21 protein-coding genes, 2 tRNA genes and 1 pseudogene are annotated in these 25,865 nt (G+C 51.9%); 13 read left to right on the forward strand and 11 right to left on the reverse strand.

Annotation, left to right across the window (positions count from 1 at the left end; genetic code table 11):
* Positions 1–115: pseudogene (locus tag AKG43_RS12730) on the forward strand (IS5/IS1182 family transposase); the annotation flags it as partial.
* Between the two features lie 443 nt (positions 116–558).
* Positions 559–1,623 (forward strand): class II fructose-bisphosphate aldolase, encoded by a 1,065-nt coding sequence (fba, locus tag AKG43_RS05565; protein WP_054599579.1) that lies wholly within the window; start codon positions 559–561, stop codon positions 1,621–1,623.
* 91 nt (positions 1,624–1,714) lie between these two features.
* On the opposite strand, the gene AKG43_RS05570 is transcribed toward fba, so the two are convergent.
* Positions 1,715–2,359, reverse strand: coding sequence for a TetR family transcriptional regulator (locus AKG43_RS05570; RefSeq protein ID WP_054599580.1), 645 nt, complete (start codon positions 2,357–2,359; stop codon positions 1,715–1,717).
* A gap of 370 nt (positions 2,360–2,729) precedes the next feature.
* Between AKG43_RS05570 and AKG43_RS05575 the strand changes: the two genes are divergently transcribed.
* The 9 genes from AKG43_RS05575 to AKG43_RS05615 all read left to right on the forward strand — a co-directional run bounded on the left by AKG43_RS05575 (position 2,730) and on the right by AKG43_RS05615 (position 12,808).
* A complete protein-coding gene (locus AKG43_RS05575) occupies positions 2,730–4,001 on the forward strand; it encodes an efflux RND transporter periplasmic adaptor subunit (protein ID WP_054599581.1) in 1,272 nt (423 codons plus the stop codon).
* Positions 4,002–4,010: 9 nt separating this feature from the next.
* Entirely contained in the window at positions 4,011–7,280 is a 3,270-nt protein-coding gene (locus tag AKG43_RS05580) for an efflux RND transporter permease subunit (RefSeq protein WP_082402993.1), read from the forward strand.
* A 2-nt stretch (positions 7,281–7,282) separates the two neighbouring features.
* Positions 7,283–8,716: an efflux transporter outer membrane subunit gene (locus AKG43_RS05585; protein WP_054599582.1), complete on the forward strand. Its 1,434-nt coding sequence runs from the start codon at positions 7,283–7,285 to the stop codon at positions 8,714–8,716.
* 292 nt (positions 8,717–9,008) lie between these two features.
* Positions 9,009–9,470: a DoxX family protein gene (locus tag AKG43_RS05590; protein WP_054599583.1), complete on the forward strand. Its 462-nt coding sequence runs from the start codon at positions 9,009–9,011 to the stop codon at positions 9,468–9,470.
* A gap of 77 nt (positions 9,471–9,547) precedes the next feature.
* On the forward strand, positions 9,548–9,949 hold the full coding sequence (locus AKG43_RS05595; RefSeq protein WP_054599584.1) for a hypothetical protein: 402 nt from the start codon (positions 9,548–9,550) through the stop codon (positions 9,947–9,949).
* 117 nt (positions 9,950–10,066) lie between these two features.
* Positions 10,067–10,393: a hypothetical protein gene (locus tag AKG43_RS05600; protein WP_054599585.1), complete on the forward strand. Its 327-nt coding sequence runs from the start codon at positions 10,067–10,069 to the stop codon at positions 10,391–10,393.
* Positions 10,394–10,553: 160 nt separating this feature from the next.
* Positions 10,554–11,402, forward strand: a complete 849-nt coding sequence (locus AKG43_RS05605) for a DUF692 domain-containing protein (protein ID WP_054599586.1) — start codon at positions 10,554–10,556, stop codon at positions 11,400–11,402.
* Positions 11,392–12,132: a DUF2063 domain-containing protein gene (locus AKG43_RS05610; RefSeq protein ID WP_054599587.1), complete on the forward strand. Its 741-nt coding sequence runs from the start codon at positions 11,392–11,394 to the stop codon at positions 12,130–12,132. Before AKG43_RS05605 ends, AKG43_RS05610 begins: the two co-directional genes overlap by 11 nt.
* 103 nt (positions 12,133–12,235) lie before the next feature.
* Positions 12,236–12,808, forward strand: coding sequence for a sigma-70 family RNA polymerase sigma factor (locus AKG43_RS05615; protein ID WP_054599588.1), 573 nt, complete (start codon positions 12,236–12,238; stop codon positions 12,806–12,808).
* A 368-nt stretch (positions 12,809–13,176) separates the two neighbouring features.
* Here AKG43_RS05615 and AKG43_RS05620 read toward each other — a convergent pair whose 3' ends face one another.
* The 9 genes from AKG43_RS05620 to AKG43_RS05660 form a co-directional block, all read right to left on the reverse strand.
* Complete coding sequence (locus AKG43_RS05620) at positions 13,177–16,428, reverse strand: DUF2339 domain-containing protein (RefSeq protein ID WP_054599589.1); 3,252 nt, start codon at positions 16,426–16,428, stop codon at positions 13,177–13,179.
* A 213-nt stretch (positions 16,429–16,641) separates the two neighbouring features.
* On the reverse strand, positions 16,642–17,817 hold the full coding sequence (hemW, locus tag AKG43_RS05625) for a radical SAM family heme chaperone HemW (RefSeq protein WP_054599590.1): 1,176 nt from the start codon (positions 17,815–17,817) through the stop codon (positions 16,642–16,644).
* Between the two features lie 6 nt (positions 17,818–17,823).
* Entirely contained in the window at positions 17,824–18,315 is a 492-nt protein-coding gene (locus AKG43_RS05630; RefSeq protein ID WP_054599591.1) for a hypothetical protein, read from the reverse strand.
* A 96-nt stretch (positions 18,316–18,411) separates the two neighbouring features.
* Complete coding sequence (locus tag AKG43_RS05635) at positions 18,412–18,846, reverse strand: hypothetical protein (protein ID WP_156300626.1); 435 nt, start codon at positions 18,844–18,846, stop codon at positions 18,412–18,414.
* A 100-nt stretch (positions 18,847–18,946) separates the two neighbouring features.
* Positions 18,947–19,555, reverse strand: a complete 609-nt coding sequence (gene rdgB / locus AKG43_RS05640; protein WP_054599593.1) for an RdgB/HAM1 family non-canonical purine NTP pyrophosphatase — start codon at positions 19,553–19,555, stop codon at positions 18,947–18,949.
* A complete protein-coding gene (locus AKG43_RS05645; protein ID WP_054599594.1) occupies positions 19,548–19,799 on the reverse strand; it encodes an NGO_0222 family membrane protein in 252 nt (83 codons plus the stop codon). Before AKG43_RS05645 ends, rdgB begins: the two co-directional genes overlap by 8 nt.
* Positions 19,800–20,083: 284 nt before the next feature.
* Positions 20,084–20,160: transfer RNA gene (locus AKG43_RS05650), tRNA-Asp, on the reverse strand.
* A 12-nt stretch (positions 20,161–20,172) separates the two neighbouring features.
* A tRNA-Val gene (locus AKG43_RS05655) sits at positions 20,173–20,248 on the reverse strand.
* A 57-nt stretch (positions 20,249–20,305) separates the two neighbouring features.
* Positions 20,306–22,297, reverse strand: a complete 1,992-nt coding sequence (locus tag AKG43_RS05660; protein WP_054599595.1) for a cation:proton antiporter — start codon at positions 22,295–22,297, stop codon at positions 20,306–20,308.
* A gap of 432 nt (positions 22,298–22,729) precedes the next feature.
* On the opposite strand from AKG43_RS05660, the gene rho reads away from it, so the two are divergent.
* Positions 22,730–23,989 carry a transcription termination factor Rho gene (rho, locus tag AKG43_RS05665; protein ID WP_054599596.1) on the forward strand — a complete coding sequence of 420 codons (1,260 nt, stop codon included), beginning with the start codon at positions 22,730–22,732 and terminating at the stop codon, positions 23,987–23,989.
* Positions 23,990–24,063: 74 nt separating this feature from the next.
* Positions 24,064–25,413 carry a deoxyguanosinetriphosphate triphosphohydrolase gene (locus tag AKG43_RS05670; RefSeq protein WP_054599627.1) on the forward strand — a complete coding sequence of 450 codons (1,350 nt, stop codon included), beginning with the start codon at positions 24,064–24,066 and terminating at the stop codon, positions 25,411–25,413.
* Positions 25,414–25,588: 175 nt separating this feature from the next.
* On the opposite strand, the gene AKG43_RS13255 is transcribed toward AKG43_RS05670, so the two are convergent.
* A complete protein-coding gene (locus AKG43_RS13255) occupies positions 25,589–25,735 on the reverse strand; it encodes a lipoprotein signal peptidase (protein WP_082402930.1) in 147 nt (48 codons plus the stop codon).
* Positions 25,736–25,865 lie beyond the last annotated feature (130 nt).

Below are 25,865 nucleotides of genomic sequence, written 5' to 3' on the forward strand. Positions count from 1 at the left end.
TGGCCGGGCAGCCTATTTCGGGTTGGGCAAAGTGAGGGCGCAAAGCCACCTGAAGGCGATGTGTGTGAACCTGTTGAAGGCGGCCAACAGGATAGGTGTGCCTGTTGCTGCCTGAACAGGCAGGCAGTGCCTCATAATGAGGCACTTTAAGGGGACTTTAGGGGTAGCTTGTCTACTTTTTACGCAAAAACAGCCGGAACATGATGAAGCATGTTCCGGCTGTTTGTTGGCGTAGGGTTTTGCAAAGGTCTCAGCCCCTAATATTAATGCAAGACAGCAAGCCGCAGGAAGTATGGGTAGTATGAAACCGGTTCTGTTACCGCTTTAGCGGCTTACATAACCGTTTTTTGAGCTAAGGTTTAGCAACACCGTAGTAAGCCGTAGTAAAAGTTAAGTTGATTGGCTGGGGCCGATTTGTCGGCAGGGTCAGTAGCATGGCCGGCTATGCTCAAACGGGCGGTTTATTTATGTTGTCGCGTGTAGTTTTAATGGTGAAGCTGATATAATTGCGTCTTAAGTTATCCATTCATTTTTTATTTTGAACCCGGAGGATTTTCTATGGCTCTCGTATCCATGCGCCAACTGCTCGATCATGCTGCCGAAAACAGCTACGGTTTGCCAGCTTTCAACGTGAATAATCTCGAACAAATGCGTGCCATTATGGAAGCCGCCGACCAAGTGAATGCGCCTGTGATCGTGCAGGCCAGTGCCGGTGCGCGCAAATATGCAGGCGCGCCTTTTTTACGCCATCTGATTTTGGCGGCGGTTGAAGAGTTTCCGCATATTCCTGTGGTGATGCACCAAGACCACGGTGCGTCGCCCGACGTGTGCCAACGCTCGATTCAACTCGGTTTTTCATCGGTAATGATGGATGGCTCGCTGTTGGAAGACGGTAAAACGCCGTCAAGCTACGAATACAATGTGGAAGTTACCCGTAAAGTAGTTGAATTTTCCCATGCTTGCGGTGTTTCTGTGGAAGGTGAAATCGGCGTACTGGGTAATTTGGAAACCGGCGAAGCGGGTGAAGAAGACGGTGTGGGTGCGGTCGGCAAACTGAGCCACGACCAAATGCTCACCAGCGTGGAAGATGCCACCCGTTTCGTGCGCGATACCGGAGTGGATGCTTTGGCGATTGCCATCGGCACCAGCCATGGTGCGTATAAATTTACCCGTCCGCCCACAGGTGATGTTCTGCGTATCGACCGCATTAAAGAAATTCACGAAGCGTTGCCCAATACCCACATTGTGATGCACGGCTCCAGCTCGGTGCCGCAAGAATGGCTGAAAATCATCAACGAGCACGGCGGTGCCATCGGTGAAACTTACGGCGTGCCGGTGGAGGAAATCGTGGAGGGCATCAAACACGGTGTGCGTAAAGTGAATATCGACACCGATTTGCGCTTGGCTTCTACCGGCGCCATCCGCAAGTTTATGGCGGAAAACCCTGCTGAATTCGACCCGCGTAAATATCTGGCCAAAACCGTTGAAGCGATGAAGCAAATCTGTATCGACCGCTATGTGGCGTTCGGTTGCGAAGGTCAGGCTTCTAAAATCAAACCGGTTTCGCTGGAAAAAATGGCCACCCGTTATGCCAAAGGTGAGCTTGACCAAATCGTGAGATAAAACCCGGCCGGGTAGTTTGCAGTATATTGAATAAAGCCGTCTGAAAACTGTTCAGACGGCTTTATTTGTTTGGGCGGGTGGCAAAGGGCGATTAAGGAGAAACTGCTGTTTTGTGCAGGGTGGTGCAATGTTCGAGCGTACCGAATATGGTTGCGGCAAAGCGCGGGCCGATTGTTTGCAAGTCGAGAAGTTCGGGATTGACCAGCCACTGATAGAGCAAACCGTCGATAGCGGCTTTCAAATAAATCACGGCCGTCTGAATATCGAGATTTTCGGGTAACGATTTTTGCTTGATACATTGTGCCAAAACCGCACTGAGCAGCTCGTTCCACATGCTTTGGTATTTATGGATGATGGCGACGATGGTTTGGTTTTGTTCGGTATGTTCGCATTTGAGAAACAAAATATTGCAAAATTTGTGATGCACCGGATCGTTTTGCATGCGCTGAAACATATTCAGCAGGCTGGCGTGCATGCTTTCGCGCATATTGGCGGCATCGTTGTTCAAATCGTTTTCGAGATGCGTGCGCGCCTCATCGAACAAACGCTGAAACAGCGCGTCGAATAAGTCTTCTTTGTTTTTGAAATGCCAATACAGAGCACCGCGGGTTACACCGGCGTTTTGGGCGATTTCGTTTAAAGAAGCGCGGGAAACACCTTTTTGGTAAAACGTGTCTAAAGCCGCCAACATCAAGTGTTCGCGTGTTTTCAGTGCTTCGGTTTTGGTTTTTCTCATGGTAGTGAATAGGGTTAGTTTTTGTAAAATTCTTTGTGATTATAAGAAACAACTTTTTAACATGCAACAGTGTATGTATAATTTCTGCGTTTTATTAATATGCTGATATTGTGCCTTTTTCTGTTCAGGAAAAGGGATGCGCAGAAAGCTAGGTTGTTCATTTTGCTGCGCGGTTCGGCAATCATCTTTTTGACTAAAGCGTCATGTACAGCAAATAAACTTAATTTTTGATACAAGGTAGCAGGCTGCAGACGGTAGAGGTTTTACGGAGCTGATTCTGTTGCCGCTTCGTTCTCTTTGAGCGAAGGCTGACAAGGTCGCGGCAGAAATAAAGTGTATTTGCGATATGGCAGCGGAAAGACAGGATCTTATGGCTTATTACCCTTATACAATAAAAACAATACGGCTGGCTGCGTTGGCTGCGGCCACGGCTTTGGCTTTAACCGCGTGTGGAAAAGGTAAAGAGGAGAAGGCGGCGGCCGGCAAACCTGCGGCACAGCGGCAGGCTCCGGTTCCGGTTGTCGGCGTGGTAACGGTTCAGCCTCAAAATGTAACGCTTGCAACGGAGTTGCCGGGGCGTTTGGAATCACACCGTTCTGCGGACATTATGCCGCAGGTGGGCGGTATTATTAAAAAGCGGTTGTTTCAGGAGGGCAGTTATGTGCGCGCCGGGCAGCCGCTTTATCAGTTGGACGATGCGGTATATGCCGCTTCTTTGGAAAGCGCGCGGGCACAGTTGGCCACTGCACAGGCATCTTTGGCCAAAGCCAGTGCCGACATCACGCGCTATAAGCCTTTGGTTCAAGCCGATGCCATCAGTAAGCAGGAATACGACGCGGCCGTAGCGGCCAAGCGTTCTGCTGAAGCCGGTGTGAAAGCGGCCAATGCCGCCATCCGTTCCGCACAGATCAATGTGAATTATTCGCGCATTACCGCACCTATCTCCGGCTTTATCGGCCAATCGTTTGTTTCGGAGGGAACTTTGGTCAGCCCCGGCGCAGGGGTGAAATTGGCTACCATCCGCCAAACCAATCCGATGTATGTGAACGTAACCCAATCTGCCGCCGATATGATGCAGTTGCGTCAGAATATCGCCGCAGGAAACATGAAAGCGGTTAACGGTGCCGTGGCCGTAGATATTAAATTGGAAAACGGTCAGGTATATGGTCATAAGGGTCGGCTGCTGTTTGCCGATCCGACTGTGAATGAAAGCACCGGCCAAGTTACCCTGCGTGCCGAAGTGCCGAATCCGGACAATATTTTGCTGTCGGGGCTGTATGTGCGGGTGAGCCTGCCGCTTGCCGATATGGAAAATGTGTTTGTTGTTCCCCAGCAGGCAGTAACGCGCGGTAAGCAGGATACGGTGATGATTGTGAATGCCCAAGGCGGTATGGAACCGCGTATGGTGAAAGTGGAACAGCAGCAGGGCAGCAACTGGATTATTTCAGACGGCCTTCAAGCCGGAGACAAAGTGATTGTGGACGGTTTGACGATTGCGGCCATGCAGCGTGCACCTAAGGTTACGCCGAAAGAATGGGTTGCGCCTGCCGAACAAGCTGCCCATCCGTCTGCCCAAGCAGCGGCATCCGCACCGGGCGTTCAGACGGCCTCCCAGCCCAAAGCGGCTTCTGCGGCAAAATAAGGAGCGCAAATGGCTAAGTTTTTTATTGACCGTCCGATTTTCGCTTGGGTAATCGCGATATTTGTGATTATTGCCGGTGTGATCGGTATCAGAAGCCTGCCGGTTTCCCAATACCCTTCTGTGGGCGCACCGAAGATTACGCTCACGGCTACTTATCCCGGCGCATCCGCACAAGTGCTGGAAGATAGTGTTTTGGCTGTTATCGAGCGTAACATGAACGGTGTGGAAGGGTTGGACTACATGACCACCAACGCCACTTCGAGCGGCGGCGGTTCGGTAACTTTGGTGTTTACGCCCGAAACCGATGAAGATTTGGCGCAGGTGGAAGTGCAAAACAAACTTTCGGAAGTAACGGCATTATTGCCTGCCGCCGTGCAGCAAAACGGTATTACCGTATCGAAGTCGCAGTCTAACTTCCTGATGGTGTTGATGATGTCTTCCGGCACGATGAATACGGAAGAAATCGCCGATTATGTGGAGCGCAACATCAAGCCTGAAATCCAACGTGTGGAAGGCGTGGGCGAGGCCCGTTTGTTCGGCTCGCAACGTGCCATGCGCGTGTGGGTGGACCCGAAAAAACTGCAAAATTTCAATTTGTCTTTTGCCGATGTGTCGTCTGCCATCAGCAGTCAAAACGCGCAACTTTCAGTCGGCACGATGGGGGCTTTGCCCGCTCCGCAGGGGCAGACCATCACGGCCACGATTACGGCGCAAGGGCAGCTCAGTACACCTGAAGAATTCGGCAATATCATTTTGCGTTCGACAACCGGCGGTGCCAATGTATATCTGAAAGATGTGGCGCGTATCGAGCTGGGCAGCCAAAGCTACGGCACGTCCACCCGTTTGAATGGCCAGCCTGCCGTCGGTATGGCGGTGATGTTGTCCAACAGCGGTAACGCTATGGCAACCGCCGAGGCCGTGCGCACCAAAATGGAGCAGCTGCAGCGTTTCTTTCCCGGCGACATGAAATGGTCGGCACCTTACGATACTTCCAAATTCGTGGGCATCTCTATCAAGAAAGTGGTGCATACGCTTTTGGAAGCGATGGTGCTGGTGTTTGTGGTGATGTTCCTGTTTCTACAAAACATCCGCTATACCTTGATACCGACGATTGTGGTGCCGATTTCGCTGTTGGGTGCGTTCGCTTCGATTTGGTATTTGGGCATGTCGATTAACGTATTGACGATGTTTGCCATGGTGCTGGTTATCGGTATTGTGGTCGATGATGCGATTGTGGTGGTGGAAAACGTCGAGCGTATTATGGCCGAAGAAGGTCTGCCGCCGCTGCAAGCCACCAGAAAAGCGATGAGTCAGATTTCGGGTGCGGTAATCGGTATTACGGCGGTATTGGTGTCGGTGTTTATTCCGTTGGCGATGTTCAGCGGTGCAACCGGTAATATTTACCGCCAATTTGCGATTACGATGGCAATTGCGATTGCGTTTTCCGCATTTTTCGCCTTAACGCTCACGCCGGCTTTGTGTGCCACTTTGCTCAAACAGATTCCGAAGGGCCATCATGCCGAGAAAAAAGGCTTCTTCGGCTGGTTTAACCGCAAGTTTTCAGACGGCACCCACCGCTATGAAAGCTGGGTGGCCAAATTGCTGCGTAAGTCTGTGCGCATGATGGCGGTGTATGTGATGCTGGCAGGCGTGGCCGTTTTGCTGTTTACACGCATTCCAACCTCGTTTCTGCCGTCTGAAGACCAAGGCAGCCTGATGATGCTGGTGCAGCTGCCTTCGGGTGCGACGGCGGAGCGTACCGACGCAACATTGGCCGTTGCCAACCAAGTGATTATGTCGATGCCGGAAGTAGAAAGTTTTATCGGAGTATCCGGGTTCAGCTTTGCCGGTTCGGGGCAGAATATGGGTTTCGGTTTTATTACTCTGAAAGACTGGCAAGAGCGCAGCAAACCGGGCAGCGATGCCGCTTCGGTGGCAGGTAAAATTACCGGCGCGCTGATGGGCAGCGTGCGCGACGGCTTTGCTTTGGTGATGAATCCGCCCGCCATTATGGAATTGGGTACCAGCTCCGGTTTTGAAATGTATCTGCAAGACCGTAACAATGCCGGTCATGACGCACTGTTGGCGAAACGTAACGAGCTGATCGACAAAATGCGTAGAAACCCTATGTTTGATGCCGGCAATATCCGTGCTTCGGGCTTGGAAGACGCGCCGCAACTGCATATCGAAATCGACCGTCAGGCCGCTGCCGCACAAGGCATTAACTTTTCATCGATACGTTCGGTATTGGCCACCGCCATCGGTTCTTCTTATGTGAACGATTTTCCCAACAACGGCCGTCTGCAACGAGTTATCGTGCAGGCCGATGCTTCCGCACGCATGCAGCCTTCGGATATTCTGGCGTTAACCGTGCCGAACGCTCAGGGCGTGGCGGTGCCGCTTTCTACCGTTGCACGTGTTTACTGGCAAAACGGTATGGAGCAGAGTGTGCGCTTTAACGGCTATCCTGCCATGAAAATCAGCGGTGCGGCGGCCAGAGGTTATTCGTCTGGCGAGGTGATGGCCGAAGTGCAGCGCATGGTTGACGACATGCAGGGTTACAGCTTGGAATGGGAAGGCCAGTCGCGCGAGGAAGCCAAAGGCAGCACGCAAACCATGATGCTGTATGCTTTTGCAATTGTTGCCGTATTCTTGGTATTGGCGGCTCTGTATGAGAGTTGGTCGATTCCGCTGGCGGTGATTTTGGTTGTGCCGTTGGGTTTCTTGGGCGTGGTGCTGGGTGTGAGCGGGCGCAATTTGTTCGGTGCTTTGTTCGGCATGCCGCCATCTTATCTCAACGACATTTATTTCCGTGTCGGTTTGATTACCGTGATTGGCTTGAGTGCCAAAAACGCCATTCTGATTATTGAGTTTGCCAAAGATTTGCAGGCACAGGGAAAAAGTGCGATGGAAGCGGCACTGGCTGCGGCCCACTTGCGTTTCCGCCCGATTATCATGACTTCGTTTGCCTTTATTTTCGGTGTGGTGCCGCTGTTTTTCGCCTCCGGTGCCAGCTCTGCCAGCCAGCGCGCAATCGGTACCACCGTTTTATGGGGCATGTTGATCGGGACGATATTGTCGGTGTTTTTTGTGCCTTTGTTCTTTGTGGTGGTGCGCAAGCTGTTTAAAGACAGCCCCCGCCAATTGGAGCGGGCCAAACTGCACGCCGCAGGTGCGGGTATGACGCCCGAGCTGGTAGATAAATATGTGGCCGATGCCGAAGCCGGTGCGGAACTCACCGAAGAAGAAAAACGCATCCTGCACAACGACAAGGATTAAACATGAACATATTGGATTTCAAACCTGCTTTGAGTGCGGCGGCCGTCGCTTTGGCATTGTCGGCCTGTACCATGATACCCAAATACGAGCAGCCGCAAGTGAGCGTGCCGGAAACCTTCACGCACGACCGGCAACCTGAAACCGGTATTCAGGCGGCCTCGTTGGGTTGGCAGGATTATTTTGCCGACCCGCGCCTGCACCGTTTGATTGAAATCGCACTCGAACGCAACACCGATCTGCGCGCGGCGGCACTCAATGCCGAAGCCGTGCGCAAACAGTATATGATTGCCCGTGCCGATTTGCTTCCCGGCATCAATGCTTCCGGCAACGGCTCGCGTGCGCGTATTGCCGAGGATTTAAGCCCAACCGGCCGTTCAACCGTTGCATCGTCTTATACGGTAGGTTTGGGTATTACCGCCTATGAAATCGATTTGTTCGGCAAAGTGCGCAGCACGGCAGAAGCGGCTAAGCAGAGTTACTTCAATACCGCCGCCGCACGGGATTCGGCACATCTGAGCCTGATTGCCTCGGTTGCCAAAGCCTATTTCAACGAACGCTACGCCGAAGAAAGCATGAAGCTGGCACAAAATGTGTTGAAAACGCGCGAGCAAACCTACAAGCTTGCCCGTCTCAAACACAATGCAGGGGTGATTTCCGCCGTGGATGTGCGCCAGCAGGAAGCATTGATTGCCGCAGCACAAGCCGATTATGAAGCGGCCGTGCAAAGCAGGGAGCAGGCGCGTAATGCTTTGGCTGTGTTGCTCAACCGCCCAATCCCCGACGATTTGCCAGCCGGCCTGCCCTTAAGCAAACAATATAAAATCAGCAGGCTGCCGGCGGGTTTGACTGCCGACGTGTTGCTGAACCGTCCCGATATCCGCGCCGCCGAGCATTCGCTCAAGCGGGCCAACGCCAATATCGGTGCGGCGCGTGCGGCATTTTTCCCGAGTATCAGGCTGACCGGAACCATCGGCACGGGTTCGACAGAGCTGAACGGTCTGTTTCAGGGCGGCAACAGTACTTGGGCTTTTGCGCCCAGCATCAATCTGCCGATTTTCAACTGGGGCAGTAACAAAGCCAATTTGGATGCCGCCAAAATCCGCCAACAGATTCAAGTGGTGAATTACGAAGCAGCCGTTCAAAATGCCTTCCGCGACGTTTCCGATGCGCTGGTTGCCCGTGAGCAGCTTGATAAACGCTACGCCGCAGCAGCCAAGCAGGGTAAGTCATACGCCGATTACCTGCGCTTGGTGCGCCTGCGCTACAAGCACGGCGTTTCCAGCGCACTCGACCTGCTGGATGCCGAGCGCAGCAGTTACGGTGCCGACATGGCTTTGCTCGGTATCGAAAGAACCCGCTTGGAAAACCTTGCCGATCTGTATAAAGCATTGGGCGGAGGGTTGAAACGCCATACGGATAACGGATCTCAATATTGAGATAGTGATATTTCCATACTGCTTGAGGCCGTCTGAAAAACACCAATATGTTTTTTCAGACGGCCTCAAACGTTTGAGCAGCTCTGTATTCAATTCATGCCTACTCATTTTGCGAATATGCTTTTGTTTTTTTAGATTTACCCGAATTTAAGTTTAAAACTTAATTTGTTTTGTTAAAAATCAACGGCTTGATTTAAATGTGCAATGAAATTGATATAAGCATGTAAGAAACCCGCAACCGCAGCGTCTATTCGAGCATGATTCACAGATTAACCATTCCAAGTAAAACATGATGAGTAAAACAAACTGTTTAAACCGCTTTTCGGAAACATGGGGCAAAGATATCGCTTTATTGGGCTTGCGCCTGTTTATCGCTTATGAATTTTGGGAGGCAGGTATCGGCAAATGGCGTGGCGAAAACTGGTTTGCCACCATCCAGCAAGATTTCCCGTTCCCCTTCAATTTACTGCCCGCCGATGTGAACTGGGCTGCCGCTATGGGTGCAGAGCTGATTGTGCCGGTGTTGCTGGTGTTGGGTCTGTTCGGCCGCTGGGGAGCATTGGTGTTGGTGGCCGTAACCATTGTGGCCTGGGCTGCGGTACATGGCGGAAACGGCTACAACGTTTGCGACAACGGCTACAAAATGGCATTGATTTATCTCGTGGCTCTGCTGCCGCTGGTATTCCAAGGTATGGGCCGCTTATCGTTGGATTATGTGTTGTTTAAAAAAGCAAACAAAAACATTCCGGTATAGTCCGTCTGATACAGACAGACGGTGTATTTCACTTAAAGCGTTTATTTTTTAATATTTAATTTCAGGAGTATAAAAACATGAAAACCACTTCTTCTCTGATTGCTTTGGCGGGTTTGTTGGCTTTGGCCGGTTGCCAAGATAAAAACCAACAACCTGCGCCCACCGCAGCCGCAGCAAGCGCGGCCGCACCTAAGGCCGAAGAAGGCAAATGCGGCGAAGGTAAATGCGGCGCGGCTTCACATGCGGAAAGCAAAGCCGAAGAAGGCAAGTGCGGCGAGGGTAAATGCGGTGCCGCTTCTCATGCACACAGCAAAGCCGAAGAAGGCAAATGCGGTGAAGGTAAATGCGGCGCGGCTGCCAAAGCCGGCAGCAAAGCCGAAGAAGGTAAATGCGGCGAAGGCAAATGTGGCGCCGGCAGCAAAGCCGATGCTAAATCTGCCGAAGGCAAATGCGGCGAAGGTAAGTGCGGCAGCAAATAAGCACCTGATGCCGTGGCCGTCTGAAACCATTTTGCCGACTACTTTTTTCAGACGGCTCATTCTGTTTAAACCATTTAAATGTCGGTTTCAACCCCTATTTCATTAAGGAGTGTCAACATGAAGAAAACCTCATCTTTGATTGCATTGGCCGGTACTTTGGCTCTGTTAGGCAGCCAAGCCGCCGTTGCACACGGTAAAACCCCTGTAAAAGCCCCCGTATCCGCCGAAAAAGCACACGAAGGTGCTTGCGGCGAAGGTAAGTGCGGTGCTTCTAAAGCCGGTGAAGGCAAATGTGGCGAAGGTAAATGTGGTGCACACGCCAAGAAAAAATCCGCCAAAGCCGGTGAGGGCAAATGCGGCGAAGGCAAGTGCGGCGCACACGGCAAGAAAAAATCTGCAAAAGCCGGTGAAGGCAAATGCGGCGAGGGCAAGTGCGGAAGCTAATCATCTGATGTGTTAATCCTTTTAAATACCTTAAATTGACGGAAGGCCGTCTTGTCCTTTCAGACGGCCTTTCCTTTTTTCCGGTATCTTTCTATCAGCATGTTTGTATGCGCTTGAAGCATTCTGATACAAATATACCCATTTAACCGAGGAAGACAAAATGAACACTCTGTATGGTGCGGGTTTAGGCTACAAACGCAGCCTTGCCGATGATTTTTTGAATCTGGATCGTGAAAACAGCCCCATCCGTTTTATTGAGATCGCTCCGGAAAACTGGTTGAAGATGGGCGGTGCGGCGCGTAAAAAATTCGATGCCGTTGCCGAGCGTTTTCCCGTTGCCTGCCACGGCCTCTCGCTTTCATTGGGCGGCCAAGATCCGTTGCAGGTTGACTTTCTCAAACAAATCAAAACATTCCTGCGCCAATACCATATCGGTTTCTTTTCCGAGCATTTGAGCTATTGCAGCCATTTCGGCCATGTTTACGACTTGCTGCCCCTGCCGTTTACCGAAGAATCGGTACGCCATACCGCAGCCCGTATCCGCCAAGTTCAAGATATACTCGAACAACGCATTGCGGTCGAAAACACCTCTTATTACGCACACAGCCCGATTGCCGAAATGGACGAAGTTGAGTTTCTCAACGCGGTAGTGCGCGAGGCGGATTGCGATATCCATCTCGACGTAAACAATGTATATGTGAATGCCGTTAACCACGGTATCGTGCAGCCGCAAGACTACATCAAGCGTGTGGACGTAGCCCGCGTAACCTACATGCACATGGCGGGGCACGACGAAGAAAGCGAAAATCTGCTGATCGACACGCACGGCCAGCCCGTTTGTGCCGACGTGTGGGATTTGTATGACTACACTTGCCGCATTCTGCCGCACAGCGTACCTACTTTGCTCGAGCGCGACAGCAATTTCCCGCCGTTTGCCGAGTTGGAAGCCGAAGTAGGCCGCATCGCCGCGATTCAGCAACAAGCCGAGGAAACCCGTCATGCCGCATAATCCTGCTGCCGTGACCAGTGCCGAATTTCAAGCGCAGCTGGCAGACCATGTCCGCGACCCTTCCAAACCCGCACCGGAAGGCGTACCGCCCGAACGCCTTGCCGTTTATACACGCTTGGTACGCAACAACCTGCGCAGCTTTTTAGATTTGTGTTTCAGCGACAGCAGCAACTTTGCCGATGCCGGTTTATGGCAGGAACTGCAACACCGTTTTTTGATAGAGGCACGCCCCGAATCCCCTTTTTTCAACGATATTCCCGCCCAATTTCTCGCCTATGCGCGTAGTAAGGAAGGCGCGGAACGCCTGCCGGAAAACGTGTTGGAAATGATGGATTTCGAAACGGCGCTGCTGCATGCCGAAACCGCCGTCCAACCTGTTTCAGACGGCCAGTGGAACGATACTTCCACAATCTATTGGGCACCGGCGGCTAAATTGGCACACTACAACTGTAATTTTGTCGCCAGCGGTTTGGAAACCATCGAAGACGAACCCAGCATCGTGCTCACTTGGCGCAACCGCAATAACGAAGTATATTACCGCTTGGTGGAAGGCCCCGACCTGTTTCTGCTCGAACACTTCAGCCAGCAGCCGGATACTTTTGAAAACGTGCTCGAAAGCCTCAACAGCATTTTGGCCGGGCAAGATATTGAAAACTGGCTGCGCGAGAATCTCGGCGGCTGGGTGGATGCGGGTGTGCTGTTAGTAGAAAAAACTGTTCAAAAACAGTAAAAAAGCAGTGTTTGGCCGTATTGTCGGGATTTTGTGCTAAAAATAAGCTGAATTTTAGCTCTAAAAGTTTTACAATATGCGTCTTTCATCACTGCGACCCGATATGGAAAATTTTAAAAAAGTTTTGGCGTCGCTCAGACCGGATATTCTACGTTTTGCCAAAATCCAGCTGCGCGACGAATACCTTGCCGAAGATATTGTGCAAGAAACGTTGGCAACCGCTATCGACAAACACAGTCAGTTTCGCGGTGATGCGGGAGTAAAAACTTGGGTGATGACCATACTTAAAAACAAAATCACCGATTATTTCCGCAGTGCCAAACATACTGTCAGCCTTGATGCCCTTCAGGAAGAAAATGCCGCCATCGACAACGGCTACGAAGACTGCTTTAACGACAGCGGCCATTGGCTGCTTTCGGCAAGCCCGCGCCAATGGAGTGCGGCTCCTGAAGATGCCGAATGCCAAAAAGCTTTTTTCCGCACGCTGGAAAACTGCTTGAAAGGTTTGCCCGAAGATACGGCCAGAATATTTTATCTGCGGGAAATTATGGGCATGGATATTGAAGAAATATGCAGCAGCTTCAATATTACCAAAGACAATTGTTATGTTATCCTGCACCGCGCCCGCAACGGCTTGAGAAACTGCTTGCAGCACCGGTGGTTTGATTTGAATTGAACGGTTGAAGAAATAGAGAAGAAAACATCATTATGTTGAATTGCAAACAAGCTTGTGCACTGTATTCGGAAAGCCTTGACCGAAAATTAACCATAAGCGAGCGCGGTAATTTATATCTGCATCTCGCCTTATGCGGACACTGTCGGCGTTACCGCAAGCAGTTGCTGTTTATCCGTAAAAATATCGGAAATTGGCAACACAGTAGAGATAAAGAGTAAACCCAACCGGAATCTTAAAAAAGGCTCCGGTTTTGTTTTAAGTGTTGATTGACTATATATACTTCGAGATGTATCAATATTCGGTGTTTGTAAAAGATTCAGGCCGTCTGAAAAGGTTTTCAGACGGCCTTTTCTGTATAAGATGCCCGATTATTGTGTTGAATCGTTTTCGCGTTTAGGCGGCATGGGAGCAAACCAGCCTACCAGCAGGAGCAGCAGTCCGACCACGATGAACGACACAATTCGTGCGATGCCGCCGCTGTTGCCAAGTTCCACCAAAAAGAGTTTGGCAACAACCAGCCCCATTAATGCGGCTCCGATAAACCAGCGCGTGCGGCGGTGTTTTTGGTGGCCGTTAACCATCAACATAATTGCTGCTGCCGACCAAACGATAGAAAGGCTGGCCTGCAAGCCGAACGATGCGGTGAGGGTTGCGAAATCCCACGCTACATGGTCGAAGAAGTGCCATGCACGCATGACGCCGGCGCTCAGCGAGATAAAGGCCAGCAGCACGGGTGCGGCCAAAATCCGGCGCTTGGCTTCGGCAGACCATTTCTGCGGTACCCATGTGTACGGTTGGCGCAGGTATTGCCAGATTAAGGCGATGATGGAAAGCTCCAGCGGATTGATGACAGGCAAGTAGGGCAGGGGCGCAGGAGCGTGAGGCGCAGAGAAGTTTACCCACAGCAGCCAGCCGGCGGCGTAAAGCGCACAGATTTGGCTGCCGAAATGCCGGTAAATATCAGGATAACGCTTAACCGGCCCGATGGCTTTGGACGACTGGAAATACAGCCATGCGGCCAGCGGTACGACCAGCCATGAAAGCTGCGCCCACACGCCGTTGAAATGGAGAAAGACGCTGCTGCTGACCAGCCATGTCCAACATGCGCCGAAGATCAACAAGCCTATACGTTGATAGATCGCATTGATAGACGGATGCAGGGTTTGCATGTTGAGAATATAAACATACAAAGCCGTGCCGACCAACAACAAGAGGCCGTCTGAAAGCGGTTGGTGTAAGTGGAAGAGAAAATCTGAAAGCGTGTACAGGCCGAAGATGATACCGAACGCCAATGAAGCGGTTTTTGCCTGCCGCCAATCCAGTTTGCGGGCGGTAAAGGCAAACGGGGCAAACAGGATAACCGGTATCCAGCGCATCGACATCCACAAATCGTAGTCCAGCAAAGACATGCCTTCAGAGAGACCGTGCCAGCCCAGCCACAATGAAACGGCCATCATTGCCCAGCCGCCGAGAGAGTGGGCATCGCGCAAAGATGAATGGGCAGCTTGGTATTTAGGTTTATGCAGGCCGTAAGCCGCCGTGCCGAGCAGCAAGGCGCAGAGAATGAGCCACGGTGCCGAAGCAGAGTGTTCGTCTTGAATCAGAGTGGTGCTGACTGCAAGAACATACGCGCCGTACAGCAATGTATAAGCGGTGAGAATGATTTGCGGGTGTTTGCGTTGAATGTGCGAGCAGGCTGCCGTTAATACGGCGAAGGCGATCATGCTGCCGGTTTTGCCCCATATCAGTAAAGGCAGCAGGGAAGCGTGCAGCAAAGCTAAGGTCAAAACCGCTTTTTGGGCATTGTTCTCCCAAGCTGCCGCCGGGTTTGGCCGCTTCAAATGCTGGAAATACATCCAGCCGCCGCCCGCCGCAACCAGAAGCGTACCGAGCAGCGGGCCTGACAGCATGGTTTCTGCGCCCGCGCGGTAGGTGGAAAGCTGCGTCAGCGCGGCCAATATATACACGCCGACGGCGCCGAGGCGGGCGGCAGGTTGCTGCTGGCGGATGCCGAAGGTATAAACCAGTGCCGCTTCAAGCGTCCATGCCGCTGCCGTCCATTGTTGGTCGAAGGCCAGCGGTACGGCTAAGGTGGCAAACAGGAAAGCCAGCAAAGTAAAGGCTTGTTTCATTACCCGCATGTCCGTACCCATGCGGGCAAAGCGCAAAGCAAACAGTGCGTAAACGGCGGCGAAGCCCAATGCCGACCATGCGGCCGCGTTTTCCCATGTTGCCACCATTCGGTATTGCAGGCCGTAAGCCAAAAAAGCCGTGCCGAACAGCAAGGCGCTGTCCAACACATTGATATGTGCGCGGTGGGTGGTGATGCTTTTGAAGATGTGTTCCAACGAAGCATTGTCGGCGGCTGATTCGGCGGTTTGTCCGTGGCGTTTTTCCTGCAATACTTTGCGGGCAAACAAACAGGCAATCAGCGTGTACAGCAGCCAGTGGTAAATCAGGAACGGCTCGGTGGTGGCAAAGTGTTGCGGCGTGTAAGCCTGTGCACCCCAGAAGGCTCCGATGGCAAACGTGCCGATAAAACCGGTTAAGTTGAGCGAACGCCAAGCCTTAAACCACGCGATGCCTGCCACGCCGGTGTTGAGTAAGGCAAGATAAGAAAACAGTATCAAATAACGCCCGCTGCCGTCTGAAACGAGCAAAGGCGCAGCCATACCGCCGATTAAAGCGACTTGCGCCAACACCAAAGCGTTTTGCCGCACGGCCAACGCCGCCATCAACACCACCAGCGCCACCATTACGGCAAAGACTGCCGGTGCGGGCAGCAAAGGATGCAGTTTCAAAGCGGCCAGCGAGGTCAAATACATCACCGCTACGCCGAAGCCCTGCAGAATCAAACCGTAATCACGCTTACGCTTTTGCAGTTTCCAGCCCGCCAACGTAGCAACCAAACCGGCCGCGCCTACGGCTGCATAACGCGCGCCGATGGGAATGTAGATATATTCGGAAGCCAGCCGCAGCAGAAAGGCCAGTCCGAGAAACAGCACGATGACGCCGGCTTTCAGCAACGGATTGCCGCGCATAAACCATGCCTGTATCGGATGCTCTTTAGCCGGTTTTTGGGGTGCGGGTTTTTCGGATGCTTCGACTGCCGTTGTTTTCTGAGCAGACATTTCAGGCGCAACCGGAGAGCTTGGTTCGGTTGCCGCTTTATGCCGGAAGGTTGCGGTAGGCTGCATGCTTGCCGGTTTGGCCGTTTCTTCCGGCACATGCACGACGGCGGGTTTGTCGTGCCGGATGGTTTGAACGGCAGGAAAGGCCGTCTGAAAAGTATTTTGAGCAGGTTGCGCTGTTTGGGCCATTGCGCCGTTTGGAGTAGGAGCGGCTGTTTCAGACGGCCTCAACGACGGAGCAGGCCGGGGCTTGGCCTCGGATAAAACACCACCGCCTTCAGCCTGAGGCAGTTGCTGTTTCAGAGCTTCCAAATCGTTTTCCAGTCGGGCGAGCCGTGATTCCCAGTTTTCCCGCAACTGCTTTTCGGCATTATCTTTGACCACATTCACAACAAGCCAAAATATCGAGCCAAGCACAATGCCTTGCCAAATATTGCCGAATAAAAAAGCGAGGGTAATCGGTATCACTAAACCTAAATACTGCAGCATGGTTCAACCTTTATGAATATGTTGATGGCATTATAAAGACAGCAGCTGTTTAACTTGTTGATTAGATATTAATCGGTGTGTTTTTAAATTAATCGTTATGCTTGGAAATGTTTCGGCACGTTTGATCGACGGTGTAATAAAGGCCGCAGTTTTGAAAAAAGGCCGTTTGATTTTTTCAGACGGCCCCGTTTCGCTTGATGAGGGCAGATACTTTTACAAAAAGCACTGCAACAAATCATTTAAAAACCGCCGCCCAAGTTCAGACGGCCTGAAAAACAGCGGGTTGTTGTCCAGCAGACCTTGCTGCTGCGCGGTACGGATTTGCGCGGCGATGTGTGCGGGCGAGATGCCGGTGCGCTCTTGCAGCCACGCAGCAGGCACGCCCTCGGTGAGGCGCAGGGCGTTCATCATGAATTCAAACGGTAAATCTTCGGCGGCCACGGTTTTGCGTTCGATGGCATCGGTGGGGTTGCCCTTCATGGCGGCGAGATAACCGTTGGGGTGGCGTTTGCGGGTGGTGCGCTCGATACGGGTGGGGTAGGAAATTTTGCCGTGCGCGCCCGCACCGATGCCGATGTAGTCGCCGAACTGCCAGTAATTGAGGTTATGGCGGCATTGATGGTTGTGGCGGGCGAAGGCGGAAGTTTCGTAATGCTCGAAACCTGCGTTTAAAAGCTCGGCATGAACGGCATCTTCAATATCCTGCGCCGTTTCGTCTTGCGGCAGACCTTTGGGCGGCGTGTGGCCGAACGGCGTGTTCGGCTCCATCGTCAAATGGTAGGCACTGATGTGGCTTGCGCCGGTGGCGATGGCGATGCGGATGTCGGATAAGGCCGTCTGAACGGTTTGGTTCGGCAGTGCATACATGATATCGACGTTGACTTTGTCGAACAGGCCGAGAGCGGTTTCGATGGCATTCAGGGCTTCGCTGCGGTTGTGGATGCGCCCCAATGCGGTGAGGGCGGCATCGTTGAAACTCTGCACGCCGATGGATAGCCGCGTGATGCCTGCGTCTTTAAACCCCTGAAATTTTTCTTTTTCAAACGTGCCGGGGTTCGCTTCAAGCGTGATTTCGGCTTGCGGTTGCAGTTTGACAAGCGAGCGGATGCCGCCGAGCAGACGGTCTATCGAGGCCGCCTGAAACAGGCTGGGGGTGCCGCCGCCGATAAAAATGGTTTCGACGGGCCGCCCCCACACGTTGGGCAGTTCGGTTTGCAGGTCGGCCAGCAGCGCATCAACATAGGCTTGTTCGGCCAAATCGCTTTTGGCTTGATGCGAGTTGAAGTCGCAATACGGACACTTGCGCACGCACCACGGGATGTGGATGTAGAGCGACAAGGGGGGCAGGGCGGTAAGGTGGCCGGGTTGGGAAAAAGTGATTTGAGACATGAATTTTTATAAAGCTTTTTGAATCAGGCGGTTGATTTGTGGTGCGCGGAAAACCAATATGAGGCCGATAACGAGTTCTGCCGCCGTCATGATAATGGCCGACGATTGATCGGCGGAAAGCATCTTCCATACATCTGTTTGATAAGTATTGGTAAACGCTTGGTAAAGGCTGAACCAATAAATGCCGTCTCTCAATGCGTTGGACAATGTCCAAATACCGATCAGGATAATGCCTGTCGTCAGCCACGGGGCAGGGTGCTTGGGTATGGTTTGTTGTTCCTGTTGGACTTGGGGCAGCAGAATATTGGCAATCGTAGCCGGAAAAAACCACAGCACCAGCCAGCAGACCGCATAGACGAGATAAAGAGGAACCATTTGCCAAGGTGAGAAGTTTCCATCAAAAGCATTCATACCGACAAATCCTGAATTGATGGTATGGATACACCACACGATAACAAAAAGACGGATGGCAACAATCAATATTTGTTTGGGAGACATAGCAAATTTTCTGAATATTTATTTGAAAAATGAGTAAGTGCTTGGAGGCCGTCTGAAAAGTGAATATGGGGTTTTCAGACGGCCTCATCAAAAATATTACGAAGCCACTTTTCGAATGAGCTTACTAAATAAAGTCGGTTTTAGGCATAAGGCCAGCCCGAAAATCATGGTTATGCCGTTGTATATAATGGCCCGTGAAGCAATGGTGCTTGTGCCGATTGAATCCGTAGCCAAAAAAGCATAGTAAAGATCGATGCTCAAATTGGCTAGAGCCGGAACGGCCATCCATATCCCCATCAAAACCAAGCCGGTGTTTAACCACAGGGCAGCGCTCTGAGGCATGTTTACTTTCTCTTCGCTGTGCACGGGCAAAACTTTTTCAGCAATGCGCGGTGCGAATTTCCACAATAGTCCCCATACGGCAAACCAAACAAAGAAAAGCACTATTTCCAGCAAGAGCAGATAAACGGCATCTTCCTCACGTAAAATGATTTCTATATGTGCCAATATTGAAGAAAAAGAAACGCCCACAAAGCGCAAAAACGCATAAAAAAATCAGTAAACGGATAACGATAGCGGTAATTTGTTTCGGAGTCATAATAAGTTTTCAGACGGTCTGTTTTTATGGTTTTTATGGCTTATCGGGATACAGCAAATCAATTTTTTTCTTTAATTCTTCTAATGCCAATCCACGGTGGCTGAGGCGGTTTTTGGTATTGGGGTCAAGTTCGGCGGCGGTGCAGTCCAACTCGGGCAGATAAAAATGCGGATCGTAGCCGAAGCCGTTTTCCCCCGCAGCCTGCTGCTGCCAAACGCCGCGCCAGATACCTTCGGCAATAATCGGCTGCGGATCGTTTTCATGGCGCACCAAAACCAGCACGCAAACGTAATAGCAGCTTTGATCGGACTTGCCGGCGAGTTCGGCGGATAGTTTGGCATTGTTGGCGGCATCGGATTTCGGGTTTTCGCCGGCAAAGCGTGCCGAATAAATGCCGGGTGCGCCGCCCAGAGCGGGCGCACAGATGCCGCTGTCGTCGGCCAATGCCGGTTTGCCGCTGTGTTTGCTGGCATGGCGGGCTTTGGCGATGGCGTTTTCGATAAAGGTAACGTGCGGTTCGGGGCATTCGGGCACATTGAACGCCGATTGCGGCAGCACTTCGATATGCCGGCCTGCAAACCAGCGGGCGAACTCTTTGAGTTTGCCGGCATTACCGCTGGCCAAAACGATTTGCTTAAACATGTTTGTTTTCCTGCTGTTCCGCCTGTATCCGCGCGGCTTGGATAGCTTTATTCCGTGCCACTTGGCGGATATAGAGGGCGAGACAGGCAATCTGGCCGAACACGGCTGCAAAGGCGAATAAGAAAGCAGCTACGGCAAATTGTTTGCTTTCGATGGAAAGCAGCCAACTTCCGAGCAATACTAAAGCCATGAATAAAAGCGTAAAAAAGGCAATGCCGAGCAGATAGGTTTTGCGGGCGTTCATACAGTGCGTTGCGGGAATAAAAGAAAGACATTATAGCGGAGAATCAAGGGGCAAGGGCAGGCGGGTTTGTATAGTTAATCAACTTAACTTTACTACGGTGTTGCTGCGTCTTAGCTCAAGGAAAATGATTGTGTAAGCCGCTAAAGCGGCAACAGAATCGGCGCTGTGCTGCTACGCCTTGAACTGCATCCGCATCTGGGGGTTTTGCAAAGGTCTCGTGCTAATAAAAAAACAAAGCAAAAAAACAAACAGCACAGAAAAATCTGTGCTGTTTGTTTAATAATTGGCGGAGTGGACGGGGCTCGAACCCGCGACCCCCGGCGTGACAGGCCGGTATTCTAACCAACTGAACTACCACTCCGCGCAGAAAACTTGGTGGGTGATGACGGAGTCGAACCGCCGACATTCTGCTTGTAAGGCAGACGCTCTACCAACTGAGCTAATCACCCGTGTCGTTGCGAGAACGTGATTAAACCAAATCTTGATGAAGGGCGCAAGCGGTTTTTTTAAGAAAATATGGTGTTTCCTTGTAGGCACCAGTTTTCAAAAGAAATTATTTTTTCTTTATGACCGGCAACAACCAGAATGTCGTTGGGCTCGAAAACAAAGTCTTCTTCAAAATCCTGAATGCGGTGGGTATGTCTGCGCACAAACAGCAGTTTGACGTTTAATTGCTGTGCAGGGAGATGTGCGGTGTTTTTGCCTACGGCATAGGCTTCGTTGGTCAGGGCGAAGGCATGGCGGATGATGTGGCTGTTTGTATCGTCGGAAGATTCGGGGTCGTCGCTGCCGCTGAATAAATCGGCCACCATGGCATAGCGGCTGCGGCGGATGTTCATAATAATTTGGGAAACTTTCTGATAGGGCAGGCCGGATTGCAAAAGGGCATGCGAAGCGAGGGCGAGGCTGGTTTCTTTGGTGTCGGACACCACCTCTTCGGCACCGATGCGGGTGAATTTTTGCAAATAATCATCGCTGATGGCGCGAACATGTACCGGCATGGTGGGGTGTGCGCTCATGATGTTGTCGAGTACATGTTGGGTTTCGTGCATATTGTTGAGTGTAACAATCACCATGCCGGCACGGCTCAAACCTGCGGCTTCCAATACTTCGCGCCGTTTGGCGTCGCCGAAAGACACGGGTTCGCCGGCGCTGCGGGCGAGGCGCACGCGTTCGGCGTCCAAATCAAGTGCGTAGTAGGGGATGTTTTCTGCCGCCAGAATACGGCCTATGGTTTGCCCGCCGCGTCCGTAGCCGATAATCAGGGCGTGGTTGGATTTGTTCATGGCGGCAATCAGCATGTTTTGCAGGTCGACTGCCTGCATATCCCAGCTGGATTTCACTAATTTGCCGATGAGTTTGTCGCTGGCGTTTAAGATGAAGGGGGCGATAATCATCGACAGCAGTACGGCAGCGGTGGCGGCTTGTTCCAGTTCGGGCGACACCATGTTGATTTTTCCGGAAATAGCCAGAATAACAAAGCCGAATTCTCCGCCTTGCGCCAAATACAGCGAGGCTTTCAGGCTGTCTGCCGCAGAGTGTCTCATGCGGAAAGCGATGGCAAAAACAATGGCGGCCTTTAAAAAGATCAGCAGGCCGAGCAGGGTAAGTATCAAAGGCCAGCTTTCGGTTAATGCCTGTATGTTGAGTTTCATGCCTACGGTGATGAAGAAGAAGCCCAGCAAAATATCGCGAAACGGGCGGATATCGTCTTCAACCTGAAAACGGTATTCGGTTTCGGAGAGCAGCATACCGGCCACAAATGCGCCCAATGCCAGCGACAAACCTTCCAATTCGGTCAGATAAGCCACGCCGAGCGTAACCAGCAGCACATTGATCATAAACAGCTCGGATGATTTCCGTTTGGCAACCAAGCGGAACCAAGGTGTCATGACCCGGCTGCCCACCACAAACAGCACGCCGAGCGTCAAAATCATTTTGAGTGCGGCCAAACCCAGTTCCAGCCACAGGTTGCCGCTGTTGCCGCCGGCCAGCGCGGGTAGAAGAATCATCAGCGGTACGACGGCGATATCCTGCATCAGCAGCACGCCCATCGCCATTTGCCCGTGTGTTTGCCCCAACTCGGTTTTTTCGGAAAGAATCCGGCTCACGATTGCGGTGGACGACATGGTAAGCGCGCCGGCCACGGCGAATGCCCAGTTAAACGGTGTGCCGGTGGCCATTAAAATCATGACGAAGGCGCCCATGGTCAGCACCACCTGCATTCCGCCCAAGCCGAACACCAATTTGCGCATGGCTTTGAGTTTGGAGAGTGAAAATTCCAGCCCGATGCTGAACATTAAAAACACGATACCGATTTCGCCCAAATAATCGGTGGTTTCGTTTTTCGGAATCAAATGCAGCATGCCCGGGCCGGCCAAAAAGCCCGCCAGCAGATAACCCAGCATGGAGGGAATGTTGTACTTGCGGCAAAAAATCACCGCAATCACGGCTACGAGTAAAACGATAACGATGGGAGCGAGGGAAATATGTTCCATGATGTTCGTCAGAATGAGAAGGCCGGTGGATTCAAGCGTTCAATAGTTGGTGCGCCTGAGTTTATTTTATAAGGATTATTATAGCCGTATCGTTGTATGCTGTTGGAAATAAGCATCAAAAAATAAACAGGCCGTCTGAAAGCAGCCGCAGCGGTAAAGGGGCGTATATGCCGTATTGTTAAAAACATAAGTTTTATAATCGACGGAAAACTGTAAACGGTTGTTTCAGACGGCCTGCGGGAAAGGCTCTGCGCTTAAATCCATTTGACACTTACCGGCGAACTCCCTAAAATGCCACCCCGACAAGCACCTTGTCGTTCTATCTGCCGCTCAGGCAACCGAATCCCCGATATATCTTGAATTTCAGACGGCCTTTCAAGCTTTTGCCGCCGCAATCAAAATATCTGTCAAAATCCATTTACATTAATCACTATGCACGTTTCTGAACTACAAACACAACACATCTCCAAACTTTTGGAAATGGCCGAGCAGCACGGCATCGAAAATGCCAACCGCCTGCGTAAACAAGACCTTGTTTTTGCCATTGTGCGCCAACTGATGAAGCAGGGCCAATCATTTACCTGCTCCGGCACGCTTGAGATTCTGCCCGACGGTTTCGGATTTCTACGCAGCTCCGATACTTCTTATTTGGCCGGCCCCGATGATATTTACGTTTCTCCCAGCCAAATCCGCCGCTTCAACCTGCACACCGGCGACACCATTGAAGGCAGCGTGCGCGTACCCAAAGACAACGAACGTTATTTTGCCTTGGTGCGTTTGGACAGCATCAACGGCGACAACCCTGAAGTCTGCAAACACAAAATTCTCTTTGAAAACTTAACTCCGCTTTTCCCCACCAAACAGCTCAAACTCGAGCGCGACATCAAAGCCGAAGAAAACATTACCAGCCGCGCCATCGATTTGGTTTCCCCCATCGGCCGCGGCCAGCGCGCCCTCTTGGTTGCCCCGCCCAAAACCGGTAAAACCGTGATGCTGCAAAACATCGCCCATGCCGTTACCGCCAATTATCCCGAAGTAGAATTGATTGTGCTGCTGATCGACGAACGCCCCGAAGAAGTAACCGAAATGGCACGCAGCGTGCGCGGCGAAGTGGTGTCTTCTACGTTTGACGAACCGGCCGCCCGCCATGTTCAGGTGGCAGAAATGGTGTTGGAAAAAGCCAAGCGTATGGTCGAGCATAAAAAAGACGTGGTGATTCTGCTCGATTCGATCACCCGCTTGGCGCGCGCCTACAATACCGTGGCTCCGGCTTCCGGCAAAATCCTGACCGGCGGTGTCGATGCCAATGCGCTGCACCGTCCGAAACGCTTTTTTGGTGCCGCGCGCAATGTGGAAGAGGGCGGTTCGCTCACCATTATCGCCACGGCTTTGGTAGAAACCGGCAGCCGTATGGACGACGTGATTTACGAAGAATTCAAAGGCACGGGCAATATGGAGCTGCACCTCGACCGCCGCATGGCCGAAAAACGCCTGTTCCCCGCCATCAACATCAACAAATCCGGCACGCGCCGCGAAGAGTTGCTGGTGCCGAACGACCAGCTCCAACGCATGTGGCTGCTGCGCAAATTCCTGCATCCGATGGACGAAATCGAAGCCACCGAGTTTTTGGTCGGCAAGCTCAAAGATTCCAAAGACAACAACGATTTCTTTGAATTGATGCGCGGTAAATAACCCACACCCGAAGGCCGTCTGAAAAGGTTCAGACGGCCTTCTTATCCATAAAGACCCCATTGCTTATGAACGTAATGAATTGGCAGCAACTGCTCTCCCCCCAACGCTTCCGCATGAAAGACGGCGAAATCGTGCCCACGGTAACACCGTCTACCCAAGAGGGCGCAGATGCCCTGCGTACCGATTTCCATATCGACTACGACCGCGTGGTGTTCTCCGGCGCATTCCGCCGTTTGGGGCGCAAAACGCAGGTTCATCCGTTTGCCGAACATGACCATACCCATAACCGCCTGACCCACAGCGTGGAAGTGGCCAGCGTTGGCCGCAGTTTGGGCAACCGCGTCGGCGTGATGATGCAGGCGGGCGGTTTTCTGCCGCAAGGTAATACGCCGAGCGACATCGGTGCGGTGGTTCAGGTGGCCTGTTTGGCGCATGATTTGGGCAACCCGCCGTTCGGGCACACGGGCGAAGATGCGTTGCGCGACTGGTTCCGCAACCCTGCCCACAGCGTTTATCTGGAAGCCTTGAGCGAAGGCGAGCGCAACGATGTGCAGACTTACGAAGGCAATGCCCACAGCCTGCGGATTTTGGCCAATCTCGAAATGTACCGCGGCAAAGGCGGTATGCGCTTAACTTCGGCCACCATCGGCGCCTTGCTGAAATACCCGTGGACAACGCTTGATCCCAACGGATTGAAAAAATTCAATATTTATCAAACCGAACTGCCCTTTATCCGTCGTGTGGCCGAAGAGTTGGGCTTGATTGAGTTGGGCAAAGACCGCTGGGCGCGCCATCCGCTGTCGTATTTGATGGAAGCCGCCGACGACATCTGCTACGCCCTGCTCGATTTGGAAGACGCGGTAGAAATCGGCTTGCTGGGCGATGCCGAAGTGGAAAGCATTTTGTCGGAACTCACCTTTACCGAAGCCACAGGTGCATGGCAGGCGCAAAACAGCCGCCAGCGGTGCGCCATGCTGCGCGGTATGGCCATCGGACGGGCGGTTGAAGATGTGGCGCAAACATTCATGACGCATCAGCAAGACTTGCTGGGCGGCCGGTTTAAAGGACGGGATTTATTGGCTTTGTGCAGCCCCGAAGTGCAAAATACTTTGGAAAAAGCCAAAGAGTTGGCACGAACAAGGATTTTCCGCCACCAAAGCAAACTGATTACCGAAATTGCCGCTTTCCCGTGCGTCGGCTCGATTCTCGACCTGCTCGTTCCTGCTGCTTATGCTTTGGTTACGCAAGGAAAAGTGAGCGTTCGCCAATCGCTGGCTTTGGAACTGCTGAAAAACGACGACCCGATCAGCGCCGAAGACAGCCTCTATCAAGCTTATATGAAGATTTTGGATTTTGTCGGCGGCATGACCGACAACGCCGCCGCGAGGATGGCAAGGGAAGTATCGGGCATCGGCATGGTGTGATGAATGGGCGGCATTTTTTCAGACGGCCTCAATGCCGGAGGCCGTCTGAAATATAGTTAATCCACTTAAGTTTAATAACAAAACCGTCATACTCGGGTCAAGCTCGAGTATGACTTGTGTACTATTTTTAAACGGATTCACTATACATAAAACAGGCCGTCTGAAAATTATTTTTTCAGACGGCCTGAGACCTTTGCAAAACTCCCAAATGTGGATGCAGTTCAAGACGTAGCAGCACAGCGAGTGCAGACATATCATACAGATAGGCAAACGAGCGAGCTGCGCACAACGCAGAAATGCGCCGCAGATGGGGGTTTTGCAAAGGTCTCGGCCTTAACAAGGTTGGAGGCCGTCTGAAATATGGTTAATCCACTTAAGCTTAATAACAAAACCGTCATACTCGGGTTTGACCAGAGTATCTTGAGTTTCAGCAAATTTAAGAGATACTCGGG

The organism is Neisseria sp. 74A18 (assembly GCF_001308005.1).
Classification (GTDB): domain Bacteria; phylum Pseudomonadota; class Gammaproteobacteria; order Burkholderiales; family Neisseriaceae; genus Neisseria; species Neisseria dumasiana.

Bases quoted from the DNA above. Each gene is read 5' to 3' on its own strand.
- AKG43_RS05590 (WP_054599583.1), top strand. From the start codon at position 9,009: ATGAGTAAAACAAACTGTTTAAACCGCTTTTCGGAAACATGGGGCAAA.
- AKG43_RS05600 (WP_054599585.1), top strand. From the start codon at position 10,067: ATGAAGAAAACCTCATCTTTGATTGCATTGGCCGGTACTTTGGCTCTG.
- AKG43_RS05595 (WP_054599584.1), top strand. From the start codon at position 9,548: ATGAAAACCACTTCTTCTCTGATTGCTTTGGCGGGTTTGTTGGCTTTG.
- rdgB (WP_054599593.1), bottom strand. From the start codon at position 19,555: ATGTTTAAGCAAATCGTTTTGGCCAGCGGTAATGCCGGCAAACTCAAA.
- hemW (WP_054599590.1), bottom strand. From the start codon at position 17,817: ATGTCTCAAATCACTTTTTCCCAACCCGGCCACCTTACCGCCCTGCCC.
- AKG43_RS05630 (WP_054599591.1), bottom strand. From the start codon at position 18,315: ATGTCTCCCAAACAAATATTGATTGTTGCCATCCGTCTTTTTGTTATC.
- AKG43_RS05610 (WP_054599587.1), top strand. From the start codon at position 11,392: ATGCCGCATAATCCTGCTGCCGTGACCAGTGCCGAATTTCAAGCGCAG.
- AKG43_RS05585 (WP_054599582.1), top strand. From the start codon at position 7,283: ATGAACATATTGGATTTCAAACCTGCTTTGAGTGCGGCGGCCGTCGCT.
- AKG43_RS05645 (WP_054599594.1), bottom strand. From the start codon at position 19,799: ATGAACGCCCGCAAAACCTATCTGCTCGGCATTGCCTTTTTTACGCTT.
- fba (WP_054599579.1), top strand. From the start codon at position 559: ATGGCTCTCGTATCCATGCGCCAACTGCTCGATCATGCTGCCGAAAAC.
- AKG43_RS05660 (WP_054599595.1), bottom strand. From the start codon at position 22,297: ATGGAACATATTTCCCTCGCTCCCATCGTTATCGTTTTACTCGTAGCC.
- AKG43_RS05570 (WP_054599580.1), bottom strand. From the start codon at position 2,359: ATGAGAAAAACCAAAACCGAAGCACTGAAAACACGCGAACACTTGATG.
- AKG43_RS05605 (WP_054599586.1), top strand. From the start codon at position 10,554: ATGAACACTCTGTATGGTGCGGGTTTAGGCTACAAACGCAGCCTTGCC.
- rho (WP_054599596.1), top strand. From the start codon at position 22,730: ATGCACGTTTCTGAACTACAAACACAACACATCTCCAAACTTTTGGAA.
- AKG43_RS05670 (WP_054599627.1), top strand. From the start codon at position 24,064: ATGAATTGGCAGCAACTGCTCTCCCCCCAACGCTTCCGCATGAAAGAC.
- AKG43_RS05615 (WP_054599588.1), top strand. From the start codon at position 12,236: ATGGAAAATTTTAAAAAAGTTTTGGCGTCGCTCAGACCGGATATTCTA.
- AKG43_RS05580 (WP_082402993.1), top strand. From the start codon at position 4,011: ATGGCTAAGTTTTTTATTGACCGTCCGATTTTCGCTTGGGTAATCGCG.
- AKG43_RS05620 (WP_054599589.1), bottom strand. From the start codon at position 16,428: ATGCTGCAGTATTTAGGTTTAGTGATACCGATTACCCTCGCTTTTTTA.
- AKG43_RS05575 (WP_054599581.1), top strand. From the start codon at position 2,730: ATGGCTTATTACCCTTATACAATAAAAACAATACGGCTGGCTGCGTTG.